The 17,288-nt window shown below is 64.0% G+C and carries 18 protein-coding genes; 7 read left to right on the top strand and 11 right to left on the bottom strand.

From position 1 onward, the window contains the following. Window positions 1–2 precede the first annotated feature (2 nt). Window positions 3–1,064, bottom strand: a complete 1,062-nt coding sequence (gene rfbB, locus LDZ21_RS03175) for a dTDP-glucose 4,6-dehydratase (protein ID WP_244794189.1) — start codon at window positions 1,062–1,064, stop codon at window positions 3–5. Window positions 1,065–1,388: 324 nt separating this feature from the next. Between rfbB and LDZ21_RS03170 the strand changes: the two genes are divergently transcribed. Further along, window positions 1,389–2,273 carry a symmetrical bis(5'-nucleosyl)-tetraphosphatase gene (locus tag LDZ21_RS03170; protein ID WP_244794188.1) on the top strand — a complete coding sequence of 295 codons (885 nt, stop codon included), beginning with the start codon at window positions 1,389–1,391 and terminating at the stop codon, window positions 2,271–2,273. 280 nt (window positions 2,274–2,553) lie between these two features. Then, window positions 2,554–3,942, top strand: a complete 1,389-nt coding sequence (iscB, locus tag LDZ21_RS03165) for an RNA-guided endonuclease IscB (protein WP_244794187.1) — start codon at window positions 2,554–2,556, stop codon at window positions 3,940–3,942. 10 nt (window positions 3,943–3,952) lie between these two features. Here iscB and LDZ21_RS03160 read toward each other — a convergent pair whose 3' ends face one another. From LDZ21_RS03160 to LDZ21_RS03135, 6 genes are all read right to left on the bottom strand, one after another. After that, window positions 3,953–4,744 carry a lysophospholipid acyltransferase family protein gene (locus LDZ21_RS03160; RefSeq protein WP_244794186.1) on the bottom strand — a complete coding sequence of 264 codons (792 nt, stop codon included), beginning with the start codon at window positions 4,742–4,744 and terminating at the stop codon, window positions 3,953–3,955. A 3-nt stretch (window positions 4,745–4,747) separates the two neighbouring features. Then, entirely contained in the window at window positions 4,748–6,025 is a 1,278-nt protein-coding gene (locus LDZ21_RS03155; protein ID WP_244794185.1) for a dihydroorotase, read from the bottom strand. Window positions 6,026–6,035: 10 nt separating this feature from the next. Beyond that, window positions 6,036–7,073 (bottom strand): aspartate carbamoyltransferase catalytic subunit, encoded by a 1,038-nt coding sequence (locus LDZ21_RS03150; protein WP_035959793.1) that lies wholly within the window; start codon window positions 7,071–7,073, stop codon window positions 6,036–6,038. A 75-nt stretch (window positions 7,074–7,148) separates the two neighbouring features. Next, window positions 7,149–7,664, bottom strand: a complete 516-nt coding sequence (pyrR, locus tag LDZ21_RS03145; RefSeq protein ID WP_244794184.1) for a bifunctional pyr operon transcriptional regulator/uracil phosphoribosyltransferase PyrR — start codon at window positions 7,662–7,664, stop codon at window positions 7,149–7,151. Continuing rightward, window positions 7,651–8,097 carry a Holliday junction resolvase RuvX gene (ruvX, locus tag LDZ21_RS03140; protein ID WP_244794183.1) on the bottom strand — a complete coding sequence of 149 codons (447 nt, stop codon included), beginning with the start codon at window positions 8,095–8,097 and terminating at the stop codon, window positions 7,651–7,653. Before ruvX ends, pyrR begins: the two co-directional genes overlap by 14 nt. After that, window positions 8,094–8,672 carry a YqgE/AlgH family protein gene (locus LDZ21_RS03135; RefSeq protein ID WP_035959797.1) on the bottom strand — a complete coding sequence of 193 codons (579 nt, stop codon included), beginning with the start codon at window positions 8,670–8,672 and terminating at the stop codon, window positions 8,094–8,096. Before LDZ21_RS03135 ends, ruvX begins: the two co-directional genes overlap by 4 nt. A 30-nt stretch (window positions 8,673–8,702) precedes the next feature. On the opposite strand from LDZ21_RS03135, the gene LDZ21_RS03130 reads away from it, so the two are divergent. Beyond that, on the top strand, window positions 8,703–10,202 hold the full coding sequence (locus LDZ21_RS03130; RefSeq protein WP_244794182.1) for a cryptochrome/photolyase family protein: 1,500 nt from the start codon (window positions 8,703–8,705) through the stop codon (window positions 10,200–10,202). Here the strand turns inward: LDZ21_RS03130 and LDZ21_RS03125 are convergent. Together LDZ21_RS03125 and LDZ21_RS03120 are read right to left on the bottom strand one after the other, a co-directional pair. Continuing rightward, window positions 10,199–11,584, bottom strand: a complete 1,386-nt coding sequence (locus LDZ21_RS03125; RefSeq protein WP_244794181.1) for a hypothetical protein — start codon at window positions 11,582–11,584, stop codon at window positions 10,199–10,201. The two genes, LDZ21_RS03130 and LDZ21_RS03125, sit on opposite strands and share 4 nt — an antisense overlap. A gap of 269 nt (window positions 11,585–11,853) precedes the next feature. Beyond that, window positions 11,854–12,024 (bottom strand): rubredoxin, encoded by a 171-nt coding sequence (locus LDZ21_RS03120; RefSeq protein ID WP_025527884.1) that lies wholly within the window; start codon window positions 12,022–12,024, stop codon window positions 11,854–11,856. Between the two features lie 268 nt (window positions 12,025–12,292). Here LDZ21_RS03120 and LDZ21_RS03115 point away from each other — a divergent pair, with 268 nt between their 5' ends. The 3 genes from LDZ21_RS03115 to LDZ21_RS03105 all read left to right on the top strand — a co-directional run bounded on the left by LDZ21_RS03115 (window position 12,293) and on the right by LDZ21_RS03105 (window position 14,480). Next, on the top strand, window positions 12,293–13,168 hold the full coding sequence (locus LDZ21_RS03115) for a hydroxymethylpyrimidine/phosphomethylpyrimidine kinase (protein ID WP_244794749.1): 876 nt from the start codon (window positions 12,293–12,295) through the stop codon (window positions 13,166–13,168). Between the two features lie 57 nt (window positions 13,169–13,225). Further along, window positions 13,226–14,002, top strand: a complete 777-nt coding sequence (locus LDZ21_RS03110; protein WP_244794180.1) for a DUF72 domain-containing protein — start codon at window positions 13,226–13,228, stop codon at window positions 14,000–14,002. 85 nt (window positions 14,003–14,087) lie between these two features. Beyond that, window positions 14,088–14,480: a hypothetical protein gene (locus LDZ21_RS03105; protein ID WP_404980567.1), complete on the top strand. Its 393-nt coding sequence runs from the start codon at window positions 14,088–14,090 to the stop codon at window positions 14,478–14,480. Window positions 14,481–14,598: 118 nt separating this feature from the next. On the opposite strand, the gene groL is transcribed toward LDZ21_RS03105, so the two are convergent. Next, on the bottom strand, window positions 14,599–16,239 hold the full coding sequence (groL, locus tag LDZ21_RS03100) for a chaperonin GroEL (RefSeq protein WP_035959804.1): 1,641 nt from the start codon (window positions 16,237–16,239) through the stop codon (window positions 14,599–14,601). A gap of 78 nt (window positions 16,240–16,317) precedes the next feature. Beyond that, window positions 16,318–16,611, bottom strand: a complete 294-nt coding sequence (locus LDZ21_RS03095; RefSeq protein ID WP_244794178.1) for a co-chaperone GroES — start codon at window positions 16,609–16,611, stop codon at window positions 16,318–16,320. Between the two features lie 368 nt (window positions 16,612–16,979). Between LDZ21_RS03095 and LDZ21_RS03090 the strand changes: the two genes are divergently transcribed. Further along, window positions 16,980–17,279 (top strand): DUF4148 domain-containing protein, encoded by a 300-nt coding sequence (locus tag LDZ21_RS03090; protein WP_244794177.1) that lies wholly within the window; start codon window positions 16,980–16,982, stop codon window positions 17,277–17,279. Window positions 17,280–17,288 lie beyond the last annotated feature (9 nt).

Below are 17,288 nucleotides of genomic sequence, written 5' to 3'. Positions count from 1 at the left end.
CCTTATGCCCGCTGCGCGTAATTCGTCTCGACCCACTTCCGGTATTCGCCGGAAGCGACTTCGTCGGCCCACGCCTGGTTGTCGAGATACCACTGAACGGTCTTCGCGAGACCCGTTTCGAACGTTTCTGCCGGCTTCCAGCCGAGTTCGCGTTCGAGCTTGCGCGCGTCGATCGCGTACCGGCGGTCGTGGCCAGGACGATCGGTCACATACGTGATCTGATCGCGATACGAACCGCTTGCCTTGGGTTTCTTCTCGTCCAGCAGATCGCAAAGGGTGTGCACGACTTCGAGATTCTTCTTCTCGTTCCAGCCGCCGACGTTATACGTCTCGCCCGGCTTGCCGTTGGCCAACACCTCGCGGATGGCCGCGCAGTGGTCGCCGACATACAGCCAGTCGCGTACGTTCTGACCGTCGCCGTACACCGGCAGCGGCTTGCCCGCGAGCGCATTTGCAATCATCAACGGGATCAGCTTCTCAGGGAACTGATACGGGCCGTAGTTGTTCGAGCAATTGGTCGCGAGAACCGGCAAGCCGTACGTGTGGTGATACGCCCGCACGAGATGGTCGGAACCCGCTTTAGTCGCGGAATACGGACTATTGGGCGCGTATGGAGTGGTTTCGGAGAACTGCGGATCCGTTGCGGACAGCGAACCGAAGACCTCGTCCGTCGAAACGTGCAGGAAGCGAAACGCCTTTTTCTCTGATTCGGGAAGCGCGTTCCAATACATGCGCACAGCTTCGAGCAGCGTGAAAGTGCCGACCACGTTTGTCTGCACGAAATCTGCCGGCCCGTGGATGGAACGATCCACATGACTTTCGGCCGCGAAGTGGACGATGGCGCGCGGCTTGTGCTTCGCGAGCAGTTCGTCCATTGCGGTGCGGTCGCAGATGTCGGCACGCACGAACACGTGACGGGTGTCGTCTTTCAGCGATTTCAACGTGCCGAGGTTCCCGGCGTACGTCAACTTGTCGACGTTGAGTACCGGTTCGTCAGAGCCTTCGAGCCAATCCAGGACAAAATTGGCGCCGATGAAACCGGCGCCGCCCGTCGTAAGAATCATAAATACCCTTTAGCTGCTTTCAGTTTGTTGACTGATAGCACACGCGAATATGTGAAAAAAATGCGCATGAGGCGCAAACGCGACGCGCCTTACCGGCATGTGTGACCGACTCACAAGGCAAGGCAGACGTCTGGCAAGCCGCCATTATAAGGCCAGCGAATGCAAAAACTACATGGCTAACAACTTGATACAGCTAGGATTCGCCTCCAGAACGCGTCAAAGCAGCGGTGCGGCGACAGGGATTCAACGCGCGCTTCATAATGTCCAGGACTACAAGCACACGGACTGTTCTTTGCGCGTCGTTCCTGCGATGCCACCCTACTGATGACCGATATACCAACACCGCCCGCGACTGATCGCCTACCGTATTCCGCCCCCCTCGTCTTCGGCGACCTCCAAGGCTGCTGCGACCCGTTCCAGCGCCTGCTGAAGAAAGCCGCGCCCGAACCCGACACGCCGCTTTGGTTCGCGGGCGACCTGATCAACCGCGGCCCGAAGTCGCTAGAAACGTTGCGCGAAGTCATCGCGCTAGGTCCGCGCGCGACCGTCGTGCTCGGCAATCACGATCTGAATCTGCTGTCCGTCGCCGCCGGCCTGCGCAAGCCGAAGAAAGGCGACACGCTCGACGACATTCTCGCCGCGCCGGATTCCGCCGACTTGATCGAATGGGTACGGCATAAGCCGGTCGCGCATTTCGAGGACGGCGCGCTGTTGGTTCACGCGGGCGTTCTGCCGCAATGGGACGTGACGATGACGCTCGAACTCGCGCGCGAACTCGAAACTGCGTTGCGCGCGCCGGACTGGAAGGAAACGCTGGCGCAGCTGTACGGCAACGAGCCGCATCGCTGGGACGATTCGCTGACAGGCATCGACCGCTTGCGCGTGATCTACAACGCGCTCACGCGCATCCGCTTCTGCACGGCCGAAGGCGCGATGGAGTTCGCCAGCAACGGCGGGCCGGCCACCGCGCCGCCCGGCTACATGCCCTGGTTCGACGTGCCGGACCGCCGCACGCAGGACGTGACCATCGTCTTCGGACACTGGGCTGCGCTCGGCCTGATGATCCGCGACGACGTTCTCTGCCTCGATTCCGGCTGCGTGTGGGGCAACAAGCTCTCGGCGGTGCTGCTGACCCAGGATCCCGCTAGACGCGTGATAACGCAGGTGAGTTGCGCGGTCAATCACCCCGGCAAACGTCGGAGCTCGTGATGCCCTCACGAGCTCGAGGTTGACCAGACCCAGCGCCGAAAGGCGCTACGTTGTGCGGAGACAGCACACCCACCGTCGAATGCTTCCTCAGTTCGACGCTCTGGAAGTTGCAGCAGCAGACAAGCGCCGGGTACGCACGAAACGGGCTGCGACGGAAGGGAAAGCTTCACCTGCCGCATAACATGGTCGAGGGGAGCCATACCGCGAGGTATGCGTCACCAGGCCCGTAAGGGCAACCGCGCCGGACGGATTTCGGCTGCATCTGGACCGGGGTGCTTTTGTGGCTGTTTTTGTACTAGACCGATACGGCCGGCCGTTGATGCCGTGCAGCGAGAAGCGCGCGAGGTTGTTGCTCGTGCGAGGTCGCGCCCGTGTGCATCGCGTGATGCCATTCGTCATTCGGCTCACGGACCGCGAACGAGCCTCCTGCGAGTTTGAGCCGCTGCGCCTGAAACTCGACCCCGGCAGCAAGGCCACGGGGCTTGCTCTCGTGGTCGACAGGGAGACGCTCGACACGGCCACCGGCGAGCTCCGTCGCGGCGCGGCCGTGCTGAACCTGTTCGAACTTGTTCATCGCGGTCGACAGATCAGCGACGCGCTGAGGGCCCGCAGCGCCATGCGTCGATCGCGGCGCGGCAAGTTGCGTTACCGTGCGCCGCGCTTTCTGAACCGCACGCGGACTCCCGGATCGCTCCCGCCGTCGCTCCAACATCGGGTGAATACGACGATGGCTTGGGTGCGACGTGTTAGGCGCTGGGCACCGATAGCGGCGCTTTCCTGCGAACTCGTTCGCTTTGACATGCAACTCTTGGATAACCCGGAGGTTACCGGCGCAGGATATCAGCGCGGAACGCTGGCAGGCTACGAGCTTCGGGAATACCTGCTGGAGAAGTGGGGCCGGCGCTGCGCTTACTGCGATGCGAAAAGCACTCCGCTGCAGTTGGATCACATCGTCGCTCGGTCGCGCGGCGGCAGCAACCGTGCATCCAACTTGACGCTCGCCTGCGAGCCGTGCAACAGAGCGAAGGGTGCGCTGCCCGTAGACGAGTTTTTAGCCAAGCGACCCAAGCGGCTGGCAGGCATCTTGGCTCAATCGAAACGTTCGCTGAAGGATGCGGCAGCGGTGAACGCCACTCGATGGGCGTTGACCAGCGCGCTGAAAGCGACCGGGATGTCATTGGAGCTTGGCTCCGGTGGGCGCACCAAATTCAATAGGTCCGTGCTTGGCGTGCCGAAAACGCATGCGCTCGATGCTGCATGTGTCGGTGCACTTTCATTCCTGACCGGCTGGAAGCGACCGACACTTTTCATATCCTGCACCGGTCGCGGCAGCTACCAGCGCACCCGGCTCGATCGGTATGGCTTCCCGCGGGGATACATGACACGAACGAAGCGTGTGCACGGATTTCAGACTGGCGACCTCGTGCGGGCCGACGTACCTGCCGGGAGAAAGGCCGGCACCCACATAGGCCGCGCGGCCGTTCGCGTCACCGGCAGCTTCAACATCCAGAAGTCCGATTCGGTCGTGCAAGGCGTCGCCCATCGTTATTGCCGGCTGATTCAACGCAGTGACGGCTACGGATATACAACGAAACCGTTTTTCGAAGGAGATAATGCCCGCAGGCCCTGTCGCACACAGCCCTGGGTACCTTCCCAATCTGGGCAATAAATCTAGCACGCTAGGGCGAGGAAGTAACGACCGAATGGCCGATTGGCAAGTCGACCCAGGTAGCCGGCCCGCCTCGCATCCGCTCCAGCGCCGCCCGAACCGCCGCTTCCGCTTTGCTCGCGAGCAGCCGCCGGTCCCCGCCCGGCGCGAGCGGATCGCACACATAGAGATGCGCGGTGATCGGCCCGCCGCGCAAGAGCGCGTCGAGCGAATCGCTCAGCGACATATCGCCGATATACGCGGGCGCGGTCGTCTGCATGCCGCGCGCGTCCTCGTACATCAGGCAGATAGGCTGCACCGGACACGACGCCGACACCGCCGCCTGAAACAGATTCGCGTGGAACGGCAGCAGCGACATGCCGTCGCTCGTGGTGCCTTCGGGAAACACGCACATCATCTCGCCCCCGACGAGCCGGTCCGCCAGCTCATGCATGATGCGCTTCGCGTCGCTGCGCTTCTCGCGCTGCACGAACACGGTGCCGAGCTGTTGCGCGAGCCAGCCGACCACCGGCCACTGGCGGATCTCGGCTTTGGATACGAACGGCGTCGGCCGCCACGCGTTGATCACGTAAATATCGATCCACGACACATGATTGCCGACGACGAGCACGCCCGCATCGAGCCGCGCGTCGTCGTTATGCACGACGAGCTTCATGCCCGCAAGCCGCAGCATCTCCAGCGACCATGCACGGTTCATCGCCATGCGTTCGCCCGCGGATGCACGCGGAAAGCGCCGCGCCACGATCCACACGCCGACCAGCAGATGGACCGCAAGGCGCAGCTTGCGCAACACGAACTTCATGCTTCAGCGAGTTTCGAAGGCGAGATGTCCGCCGACGATCGTCGCGCGCACGCGAGCCGGCAGTTCGTAACCGAGGAACGGCGAATTGCGGCCCTGGCTCCGGAGCTTGGACGGATCGACGCGCCACGACGCATCGGCATCGAACACGCAGACGTCCGCGAGCGCGCCCGTCGCGATGCGTCCGGCCGGCAGTTTGAGCACATCGGCGGGAGCGGCCGTGATGCGGGCGAGCGCCTTCGCGAGCGGCACGTTCGCCTCGCGCGCCCACTTCACCGTCAGCGAAAGCAGCAGTTCGAGGCCCGTCGCGCCGGGAGTCGCTTCGGCGAACGGCAGGAGCTTTTCGTCGTCGTCGAGCGGCGTGTGGTCGGAGCAGATCGCGTCGATCGTGCCGTCCTGGAGGCCCGAGCGGATCGCTTCGCGGTCGCGTTGCTGGCGCAGCGGCGGATCAAGGCGGAATTGCGAATCGAAATAGCCGATGTCGAGGTCGGTCAAATGCACGTGGTTGATCGTCACGTCGCACGAAACGGCGAGCCCTTCGGCCTTCGCCGCGCGCACGAGCGCCACGCCCGCCGCCGACGACAGATGCGACAGATGCACGCGCGCACCGGTCACGCGCATCAGTTCGAAGATGGTATGCAGCGCGATGGTTTCCGCCGACACCGGCACGCCCGACAGGCCGAGCCGCGACGCCAGCGCGCCGCTCGCCGCGACGCCGCCGCGCGCCATGTACGCGTCTTGCGGACGCAGCCACACGGTGTAGCCATACGTCGTCGCGTATTGCAGCGCGCGCAGGAGCGTGCGCGTATCGACGATCGGGTTGTCCGCCTGCGAGAAGCCAATGCAGCCCGCTTCGGTCAGTTCGACCATCTCGGTGATGCTCTCGCCCTTCAGCCCGACGGTCAGCGCGCCCAGCGGATACACATGCGCCTGATGCAGCTTCTGCGCGCGGAACTTGAGCATTTCGACGAGGCCCGGCTCGTCGAGCGTGGGATCGGTGTCCGGCGGGCAAACGAGGCTCGTGACGCCGCCGGCCATCGCCGCGGCCATTTCCGATTCGAGCGTCGCCTTGTGCTCGAAGCCCGGCTCCCGCAGCCGCGCCGACAAATCGACAAAACCCGGCGCGACGTACAAGCCCGTCGCGTCGATGATCTTCGCCGCGTTGAAATCGGCGGGCGCGTCGCCGATCGCGACGATCCTGCCCGCCGCAATGAATACGTCCTTGCGCGCTTCCGTGCCCGCAGCCGGATCGATGATCGTGCCGCCTTGAATCTGGATCTTCATGTCGTTTTCGTTAATCGCTGTTGCCGGCCACGATGCCCATCACCGCCATGCGCACGGCGATGCCAAACGTCACCTGATTCAGAATCACCGACTGCGGGCCGTCGGCCACTTGCGAATCGATTTCCACGCCGCGATTCATCGGCCCCGGATGCATGACGATCGCATCGGGCGCAGCGAGCGCGAGCCGCTCGGGCGTCAGGCCCCAGCTCTTGAAATACTCCTGCGCGGACGGCAAGAGCGCGCCGCTCATGCGCTCGTTCTGCAGGCGCAGCATGATGATCACGTCGACGCCCTTCAGCCCTTCGTCGAGGTTGTGATAGACGTGCACGCCCATCTGGTCGAGATTGCCCGGCAGCAGCGTGCGCGGACCGATCGCGCGCACTTCCGGCACGCCGAGCGTGGTCAGCGCGTGGATGTCCGAGCGCGCGACGCGCGAATGCAGGATGTCGCCGACGATCGCCACGCGCAGCTTCGTGAAGTCGCGCTTGTAATGGCGGATCGTGTACATGTCGAGCAGACCCTGCGTCGGATGCGCGTGACGGCCATCGCCCGCATTGATCACGTGCACGTGCGGCGCGCAATGCTCGGCGATCAGATACGGCGCACCGCTCGACGCGTGGCGCACGACAAACATGTCGGCGTGCATCGCGGAGAGGTTGTTGATCGTATCGAGCAGCGATTCGCCCTTGCTCGTCGACGACGCGTTGATGTTCAGATTCAGCACGTCCGCCGACAGCCGTTTCGCGGCGATTTCGAAAGTGGTGCGCGTGCGCGTCGAGTTCTCGAAGAAGAGGTTGAACACCGATTTGCCGCGCAGCAGCGGCACCTTCTTCACTTCGCGATCGGTCACGCTGACGAACTGCTCGGCGGTATCGAGGATGTGCGTGACGATCGAGCGCGGCAAGCCTTCGATGGTCAACAGGTGCTTCAACTCACCGTTCTTCGTGAGTTGCGGATTGCCTTTCAGAAAGCCGTAGCGGAACTTGTCGCTGGCCTTGTCGGAATGCTGCGCGCCAGTCTCGGCTGCGCTCTGGGTGGCGGTGTTCATGGTGATCCCAGGTATTTCTTTCGAAGATGGAGGCTTGCGAACGCGGGCCGCCGTGCAACCCGCGCAGAGCACGCGTTACTGCGCGCGGGGTTCAGTTGTGAAAGCGAACGTGTCGCCGTTCTGGCGCGCGAGCACGAGATCTTCGCCTGCGGGAACGTCGACGCTGCCGCCGGTGAAGCGCGCCGCGACCGGCATTTCGCGCCCGCCGCGATCGGCGAGCACGGCCAGATCGATCGACGCCGGGCGGCCGTAATCGTAAAGCTCGTTGATGGCCGCGCGCACGGTGCGGCCCGTGGACAGCACGTCGTCGACCAGCACGATGCGCCGGCCGTTGACATCGAACGGCAGCGAGGTCGGGCTCGCCTGGCTATGCAGGCCCTTCTTCGCGTAGTCGTCGCGATGCAGCGCCACGTTCACCACGCCGTAGTGCGGCGCGTTCAGGTCTTTCGCGAGCCGCTCGGCCAGCCACGCGCCGCCGCTGTAGACACCCGCGAGCACCGCGCCGTCTTCGGCCGCGAGCGACGCGCCATAGGCCGCGCGGATCTGTTCGACGAGCGTGCGATAAAACGCCTCGGCGTCAATGGAACTCATGATCGTCGGGAAGTCCGTCGAGATATTGTTGAAGGATGACGCGGGCGGCTTCGGCGTCGATGCCGTCGAAGCGGCCGCGCGCGTTCGTGCGCACGCCGCGCTCGCGCAGACCGGCTTTGGCGTCGACCGACGAATAGCGTTCATCGACCCATTGCACCGGCACGTTGAAACGGCCGTTCACCTGATTGCCGAAGCGCTTCGCCAGCGCGCTCATTTCGTGCGGCGTGCCGTCGGGATGCATCGGCATGCCGACGACGACCGTATCGGGCTTCCACTCGTCGAGCAGCTTGCGCACTTGCTGAAAGCGATAGTCGCGGTCGCGATTCTCCACCACGGCGAGCGCGCGTGCGTCGCGCGTCAGCGTATTGCCGACGGCGACACCGATGCGTTTCTCGCCATAGTCGAAGGCCAGCAGCGTGGCTTCGCGGCTCATGCGTGCCCTGCTTCGCCCGAGAGCATCGAGCGCGACACGCCGAGCAGCGACAGCGCCGCTTCGAGCCGGTCTTCGGCAGGCACTTCGAAGATGATGCGCGGATCGGCTTCGACCGTCAGCCAGCCGTTCTTCGAGATTTCTTCCTCGAGCTGGCCCGCGCCCCAGCCGGCATGGCCGAGCGTCAGCAGAAAGCGCTCGGGGCCCTTGCCGCTCGCGACCGCTTCGAGCACGTCTTTCGACGTGGTCATGGCGAGGCCGCCGGGCACGCTCATCGACGAGCTATACGGCTCGCCCTGGCCCTCTTCGTGCAGCACGAAGCCGCGCTCGGTCTGCACCGGGCCGCCGAAATAGACGGGCAAGTGAACGAGCGGTTCGATTTCCAGCTTGAGGTCGATGCGATTGAAAAGCGATTGAAGGTCGATGTCGGTCGGCCTGTTGATGACGAGACCCAGCGCACCGCGATCGGTGTGATCGCAAAGGTAGACCACCGTTCCCGAAAACGTCGGATCGGCCATGGACGGCATGGCGATCAGGAACTGGTTCGTCAAATTGATGCGATCGGAAGTCTTGGACATAATTCAGGATTTTAACAAAGGCGCTGGCGGATGGCCGACTTTGATCTGGGTCTGATGTGGTTCAGGCGGGACCTTCGCGCGACGGACAATGTTGCACTCTATCACGCGCTTACACGGTGCCGCCGGGTGCTGTGCGCCTTCGTTTTCGCCCGGGAAATCCTCGATCCGCTGGCTCGAAACGACCGTCGCGTGGCGTTCATTCATGCAAGCATCGTCGAGCTGGATCGAACGCTGCGCGACGCGGGTGGCGCGCTCATCGTGCGTCACGGCGTGCCGGTTCAAGACATCCCGGCGCTCGCACGCGAATGCGGCGCGAACGCGGTTTTCGCGAACCGCGACTACGAGCCGTCCGCGAAGGCCCGCGACGATGCCATCGCCCGGACGCTCGGGAGCGCGGGCGTCGCGTTCTTCAGTTTCAAGGATCAGACGATCTTCGATCACGACGACGTGCTGACCGGCGCGGGCAAGCCCTACACCGTCTTTACGCCGTACAAGCGCAAATGGCTGGAAACGCTGACGCCCGATGCGCTCGCGCCGTATGCGTCCGAGGATCATCTGCATGCGTTGACGAAACCGCCGGCCAAGGCCGACACGGGCATTCCCTCGCTCGCCGAACTCGGTTTCCCGGACGCTCACGCCCCTGCTTTTCCGCCCGGCACGAGCGGCGCGTACCAACTCTTCGACGACTTCCGCGACCGCATGACCGACTACGACCACGCCCGCGATTTCCCGGCGCAGAAAGGTCCGAGCTATCTTGGCGTGCATTTGCGCCACGGCACGGTGTCGATCCGCGCCCTCGCCCGCGTGGCGCACGACGCGCAGCGCCACGGCGACCGGGGCGCGGCGACGTGGCTTTCCGAGCTGATCTGGCGGGACTTCTACTTCGGCGTGCTGCATCACTTTCCGCGCGTCGGCGTGCCGGGCGATCATCGCGCGTTCAAGCCGGAATATGATCGCATCGAATGGGAAACGGGCGATGCCGCCGACGCGCATTTCGCCGCGTGGTGCGCGGGTCAGACCGGCTATCCGCTGGTGGACGCCGCGATGCGCCAGCTCAACACGTCGGGTTACATGCACAACCGGCTGCGCATGGTGACGGCGAGCTTTCTCTCGAAGGATCTCGGTATCGACTGGCGGCGCGGCGAGGCGTATTTCGAAGCGCACCTCAACGATTTCGAGCTGTCGTCGAACAATGGCGGATGGCAGTGGGCCGCGTCGAGCGGATGCGACGCGCAGCCGTACTTCCGTATCTTCAACCCGATCACGCAGTCACGAAAATTCGACGCGGCGGGCAAGTTCATTCGGCATTACCTGCCGGAACTCGCGGGCCTGCCGGATCGCGACATCCACGCGCCGTGGCTCGCTAAGCCCGACACGCTGAAGGCGGCGAAGGTCGCGCCCGGCGTGGAGTATCCGCCGCCGATCGTCGATCACGATGCCGCGCGCAAGCGCACGCTGTTGCGCTATGACGTCGTGCGCGGTCCGGGCAAACGCGCGATAAGCCCGGGCATCGAGGACGACGACGTCTAGCGGACGATGGCCGCGGGCCGCTCGATCATCGCGGTGAGCGCAACGATCGACGCGCGGCCCTCCGACGGCGCAATGCCCGCAGCAGCCTGATGCAGCATCGAGCGCAGCGTCTGGGCGGCGCGTTCGGGGATGGCGGCGTCGAGCGCGCTCGCATCGCCGTGGGCGGCCCCGCCGTCGCCCTGATGCGCAATGCGCCGCCACGCGAGCCCGAGCGTATCCGCCAGCAGCGCGACGTGGCCGAGCCCGAGCGCGCACGCCGCCGCGCCCAGCCGATGCGCGGCATCCGCCGCGTGCAGCGCGGAAGACGCATCGACGGCGCCGGTTTCGCTTGCCTTTGAGCCGCGTTCGACCAACCCTTCGATCGCCGCTTCCGCGCTTTGCAGAAAGTCCTCGTAGGCCGCCGCGTTGACGCGCAGCACGCCGAGGTCGCGCGTGGGCGCATCGCGCGTGCTTTCTTCACTCGCCTGCGCCGCGCCCTGCTCCCATGCCGCCTCGGAAGCCGGCGTCGCCGCGACGTGCCACGCCACCGCCAGGCCGTAGTCGCGCAGGACATCGACGTGTTCGGCGTCTTCCGGCGTCGCGCCGTACAGCGCGAAGTCGCGCCACAGCAATGCGAGCGTCGCCCGCACGAGCGAACGCGGCGCGTACGACGACGCATGCGCCTGATCCGCCAGCACGAGATTGAACCGCGCGTACAGGCGCTTGGCGTCGGCGTGTCCGGAAATGCCCCCGCGCGAGCGCAGCGCGCGCACCGTGGACGACGCGAGCCGCCAGAAATCATACGGATCGGGGCCGGCCAGGTCCGCGAGGCAGGCGTCGAGACGCGCGAAGGTCTCGTCGGTGTCGCCTCGCGGCTGGTCGGCGGGCGCGCGCAGCAGCGCCAGCAACGTGTGCTCGTAATGCGCCCGCACACGCGTGAGCCGTTCCGATGCGACGCCTCGCAGCGTGGCCGGGGCGATCGCGCGGCCCGCGAGCGCGAGGTCGTCGTCGGAAACCGGCGCAATGCGCGTGTGCGCGGCAAGCAGCGCGTGCAATCCGCGATAGTGATGGAAAAGCTCCGTCGAGCACGCCAGCTCGCGCAGATTGTGCCGATCGACCGCCATGCCGAAGGCGAGCAGCGCGTCCGCAATGCGCTGGCGTGTCGGCTCGGATTCATCTCCGATCGGCGCCACGAGCGCGAGCGCTTCGGCGAAACGCTGCGCAGGCAGCCATCCGGCGGCGTTCAGCGCCGCGATCGCGCGCTTCAGGGCGGGCGCCGTCTCGCCCTGCCGCTGGAACGCGTGCAGCGCATCCGCGATCGCGATTTCGGCGAGTCGCACAGAGCCGCCGCGCGGATTCGGCAGGGCTTCGATCGGAACGGGTAGATCGGGACGAGAGGTCATAACGGGCGCTCACAAGCCAGACCGCGTGCCCGGCGAATGCGCCGGCGCGCGGTGAAACTGCATCATCGACGGGCCTGCGGCACCGTCGCCGCATCCCGACCTCTGGAAGCGTATGCCTTTACCCGCAGCTGCGCGAGCAGCCGCGGGAAACGGCTAATCAGCCGAGCCAGCGGAGCCGGCCACGGCCCAACGGCTTACGCACGGAAACGCAGGCCGCAAAAAACACGCGCCGCATGACGTAAGCCATGCGGCGCGGGTAAATATGCGGATCAGATTTGGACCATCTCGAAATCTTCCTTGCGGGCTCCGCATTCGGGACAGGTCCAGTTGATTGGAACGTCTTCCCAGCGGGTGCCCGGCGCGATGCCCTCTTCCGGCAATCCCGCCTCTTCATCGTAGATCCAGCCGCAAATCAGGCACATCCAGCTTCTGTATTCCATACTTATGCCGCGTCGATTGATCGATTGAAATTAGGACATGATGGTACCGTGTTGCCGGGTGGCTGCCTAGCGAGGCGCCCGCCCTTCCCCGTTCTCCCGGATAGCGGGACGGCCACGCGTCGCCCGGCGGAAAATGCATCGTTCCGGGCGACAGGCGGGCGTCAATAGGCCGCATAATCGAGACTCACGGGGTGACGCGCACAATGACAGCGCATTTCCCCGACCCGATCGTCTCACACGTGCCCAATCCACCATGTCCGCTTTTGCCATGACCGGCGACTCGCCACCGATCGTTCTGACTTTCGGCCTTTCGGACCCTACGGGCGGCTCAGGCATACAGGCCGACATGCTGACGCTCGCGAGCATGGGCTGCCACGGCGCCACTGTCCTCACCGGCTATGCCGTGCGCGACTCCGCGAGCTGCGACGAAGTGACCGGCCTTGATCCCGATACCGTCGCCACCCAGGCGCGCATGTTGCTCGAGGACATGCCGGTCGCCGCGTTCAAGATCGGCGCGGCGACGCGGGCTGAAGTCGTATCGGCGATTGCCGAGGTGGTATCCGATTACGACGACGTCCCGCTGATCCTCGCGCCCGACTTCACGCTCGACGACGAACACGTGCTGTCCGCCGACGAGTTGCGCGAATCGCTTGCCGATCTGCTCGTGCCGCAAACGACCATGCTGATCGCCGATCACGCCACGATTTTGCAGCTCGCGCAGCCCGACAGCGACGCCGAAGCCCCGACGCTCGATTCCGCGATCTCCCATATTCTGTCGCAAGGCTGCGAATATGTTCTGGCGATGGAAACGGGCACGCATCGGCATGTCAACACGCTCTATAGCGAGGAAGGCCAGGTGCGGCAAGACTTGTGGGATCGCGGGCTGAACCGCGTGATGGGGCTGACCGATACGCTCGGCGCAGCCGTCGCGGCGCTGCTTGCCAACGGTCAGGAGCCTGCCGAAGCCGCCCGCGAGGCGCAAGAGTATGTATTTCAGGCGGCGCGCGCCGCGTTTCGTCCGGGGATGGGCGCTTATCTGCCGGATCGCTTTTTCTGGGCGCGTTCCAACGACGCCGACGACGAAAGCGAGACTTCGGCGCTGCCCGACGAATCGGCCGGGCTGCCGGGAGAAGCGCGGCACTGAAGAGAAAGCAGTGAATCGAGGTAGCCGGAGACCACATAAGGGAGGCTTCGCGAACGCATGCCGTATCGATTGCCCCATCTGCACAAGCCCGGCCCGCAAGGCGCGATCCGCATCGGCTGCGCGGGCTGGTCACTGACGAGCGCGGTCTCCACGAGTTTTCCCGGCGAAGGCTCGCACATCGAACGCTACGGGCGCGTGCTCACTTGCGTCGAGATCAACTCCAGCTTCTATAAGCCGCATCGCGAGCAGACCTACGAAAAGTGGGCGCAGAGCGTGCCGGAATCGTTCCGTTTCTCGGTAAAGTTGCCGAAGGCGATCACCCACGACGCGCGGCTCGTCGACACGGAAGCGCTCATCGACGAATTCCTGCTCGGCGCCAGCCAGCTCGGCGACAAGCTCGGCTGCTGGCTCACGCAACTGCCGCCGAGCCTGCCCTTCGAGCACGATCTGGCCGACACGTTCTTCAAGGCGCTGCGCGAGCGGACGAAACTGCCGGTCGCATGCGAGGCGCGGCATCCGACATGGTTCACCGCCGATGCCGCGGCGCTCTTGAAAGCGCATCACATCGCTTATGTCGATGCCGATCCGATCCCCGATGACTGCGAGATCAAGCATCGCGCGGATGCGTCGCTCGTTTATGTGCGCTTGCACGGCTCGCCCGAGTTGTACAAGTCTTCCTACGACTACACGTATCTCGACCATCTCGCGCACACGCTGCAGGCACGCGCGAAGAAAAGCGCCGAAGTCTGGTGCATCTTCGACAACACCGCGCAAGGCAACGCCCAGCCCAATGCGCTGAATCTGATGGAACGGTTGCGGCTTCATCACCGCTAAGCGCGGTTCAGCTTTCGCTCAATCGAAAGGAGAATGCCCGATGCACAAGCCGGCACGACGGATTGCACGCCTCGTTCAGATCACGATGTTCGCTTCGCTGCTTCATATCGCGTTGCCCGTGCACGCGCAGACCGCCGCGCCGCCGCCGCCGCCGCCCGCGACGCCAGTTGGCGACGGCACGTTCCTGCTGACCATTTTTCTCAAACACGACCAGTCGAAGCCGCTGCCGAAGATCAACGAGCAGTTGAAGGAGCAAGGCTTCTTCAAGACGTTTCCGCCTCCGGGAATCGAAGTGGTGTCGTGGTACGTGATGATGGGCATCGGTCAGGTGGTGACGCTGCGCGTACCGGCAGAGAGATTGCGCGAAGTGAATCGCGCGATCGAAACGACCGCGTGGGGCGGATATACGACCGAGTTTTATCCGACTTACGACTACAAAGCGGCGGCGCAGAATCTGCGTGAGCAGATGAATAAGTAGGGCCGCGCTTTCGACAGGCGAAAAAAAAACCCGCATCGCTGCGGGTTTTTTCTTTGGCTGCGCAGACTTCGCTTCCGGAGAAACGAAGCCCGCGCGGACATCACCGGCCGAAGCCAGCTTACATGTCCATGCCCATGCCGCCCATGCCGCCGGGCATGCCGCCAGGCATCGGTGCATCTTCCTTCGGCAGTTCGGCGACGGCTGCGTCGGTCGTCAGCAGCAGGCCTGCCACCGATGCCGCGTTTTGCAGCGCCGTGCGCGTCACCTTGGTCGGGTCGACGACACCGGCTTCCACCAGGTCACCGTACTCGCCGGTTGCCGCGTTGTAGCCGTAGTTGCCCGAACCCTGAGCAACAGCCGCCACCACGACGGATGCTTCTTCGCCGCCGTTCGTGACGATCTGGCGCAGCGGCTCTTCCATCGCACGCAGGACGATCTTGATACCTGCGTCCTGGTCGGGGTTCGCACCCTTCAGGCCGTCGATTGCACGGCGAGCACGGATCAGCGCAACACCGCCGCCCGCCACGATGCCTTCTTCCACAGCTGCGCGCGTTGCGTGCAGTGCGTCTTCGACACGTGCCTTCTTTTCCTTCATTTCGACTTCGGTCGCAGCACCGACCTTGATCACCGCAACGCCGCCGGCCAGCTTGGCCACGCGCTCTTGCAGCTTTTCACGGTCGTAGTCCGAGGTCGCTTCTTCGATCTGCTTGCGCACTTGCTTCACGCGAGCTTCGATGTTCGCTGCTTCGCCAGCGCCGTCGATGATCGTGGTGTTTTCCTTACCCACTTCGATGCGCTTCGCTTGACCCAGCTCTTGCAGCGTCGCCTTTTCCAGCGTCAGGCCGGTTTCTTCAGCGATGACCTGACCGCCGGTCAGGATCGCGATGTCTTCCAGCATGGCCTTGCGACGGTCGCCGAAGCCCGGAGCCTTGACGGCGACGGTCTTCAGGATGCCGCGGATGTTGTTGACGACCAGCGTTGCGAGCGCTTCGCCTTCGACGTCTTCAGCGATGATCAGCAGCGGACGGCCAGCCTTCGCGACTTGTTCCAGCACCGGCAGCAGATCGCGGATGTTGGAAACCTTCTTGTCGTGCAGCAGCACGAACGGGTTTTCCAGAACGGCGACTTGCTTGTCCGGGTTGTTGATGAAGTACGGCGACAGGTAGCCGCGGTCGAACTGCATGCCTTCGACGACGTCCAGCTCGTCTTGCAGCGACTTGCCGTCTTCGACGGTGATCACGCCTTCCTTGCCGACCTTGTCCATCGCTTCAGCGATACGCTCGCCGATCGACGTGTCGCTGTTTGCCGAGATCGAGCCGACTTGCGCGATTTCCTTGTTCGTCGTGCAGGGCTTGCTGATCTTGCGCAGTTCTTCGATTGCAGCAGCAACCGCCTTGTCGATACCGCGCTTCAGGTCCATCGGGTTCATGCCCGATGCGACGTACTTCATGCCTTCGCGAACGATGGATTGCGCCAGGACCGTAGCGGTCGTGGTGCCGTCGCCGGCGTTGTCGCTGGTCTTGGAAGCGACTTCCTTGACCATTTGCGCGCCCATGTTCTGGAGCTTGTCCTTCAGCTCGATTTCCTTCGCGACCGAGACACCGTCCTTGGTGACCGTGGGGCCGCCGAACGAACGCTCGAGCACGACATTGCGGCCCTTCGGGCCCAGCGTGACCTTGACCGCGTTGGCCAGGATGTTCACGCCTTCGACCATCTTGGCGCGTGCGGAATCGCCAAAAATAACTTCTTTAGCTGCCATATCCAGACTCCTTGATTCGATTCAGTGTGCCGGCCCCGCCGCCCTGTCGGCGCGAAGCCCGGCTAACAGGAAGGATGCTTACTTGCTGACCAGAACGGCCATGATGTCTTCTTCGCGCATGACGAGCAGTTCCTGCCCGTCGACCTTGACGGTCTGGCCGGCGTATTTGCCGAAGAGCACGCGGTCGCCCACCTTCACGTCGAGGGCGTTCTGCGTGCCCTGGTCATCGCGCTTGCCCGGGCCGACGGCCAGGATCTCGCCTTGGTCCGGCTTCTCTGCCGCTGCTTCCGGGATCACGATGCCCGATGCGGTCTTGGTTTCCTGGTCCAGACGCTTGACGATGACGCGATCGTGCAAAGGACGAAGGTTCATACACACTCCTCTCTAGATTGAGACTGAAAACGCGGGAAAACCCGTCTTTGGGGAAGAACCCTTCGGACGGAAATCTTGTTAGCACTCTCGTGCAGTGAGTGCTAATTATATGGACCGCATTTGACAATTTCAAGGAGGCGGGACGCGGGAAATCCCGAAGGGGCGCGGCGGAGGTGCGCGCAAAGGCGATTTCAATCGAACTACGGCTTCCGATTGACACGATTAATGTCAATCCGACAAAACTGATTTCGTCGCATCAGGGTTTGTACTGAGACGCAACCGGCCTACACTGCCTCTCAACGACGAAGCAGTGGAGAGACACCCTCCCGACTGCAACGTTCCCGCGAATCGGAATACGGAGAGTCAGCATGTTCAAGTCGATCGTTCCAGTCATCGCTTCTGCTTTGGCTGTCCCGGCGCTGGCTCAAGCGCAGAGCAACAGCCCCATCACCCGCGCCGAAGTCCGGGCGCAGCTGGTCCAGCTCGAGCGCGCAGGCTACAACCCGGCAAGCGACCACACGACCTACCCCGCCAACATTCAGGCTGCGCAGGCCCGCGTGAACGCGCAGCAAGGCGTCGCGGAATCGTCCTTTGGCGGTGCGGCGGAAGGCGCGTCGGCATCGGGCCGTGCGGCTGGCATCAACGCGGGCATCTACGATCGCCCGTAATATCGACAG

The organism is Caballeronia grimmiae (assembly GCF_022879615.1).
Classification (GTDB): domain Bacteria; phylum Pseudomonadota; class Gammaproteobacteria; order Burkholderiales; family Burkholderiaceae; genus Caballeronia; species Caballeronia grimmiae.
This window is presented reverse-complemented; position numbering and strand designations above follow the sequence as displayed.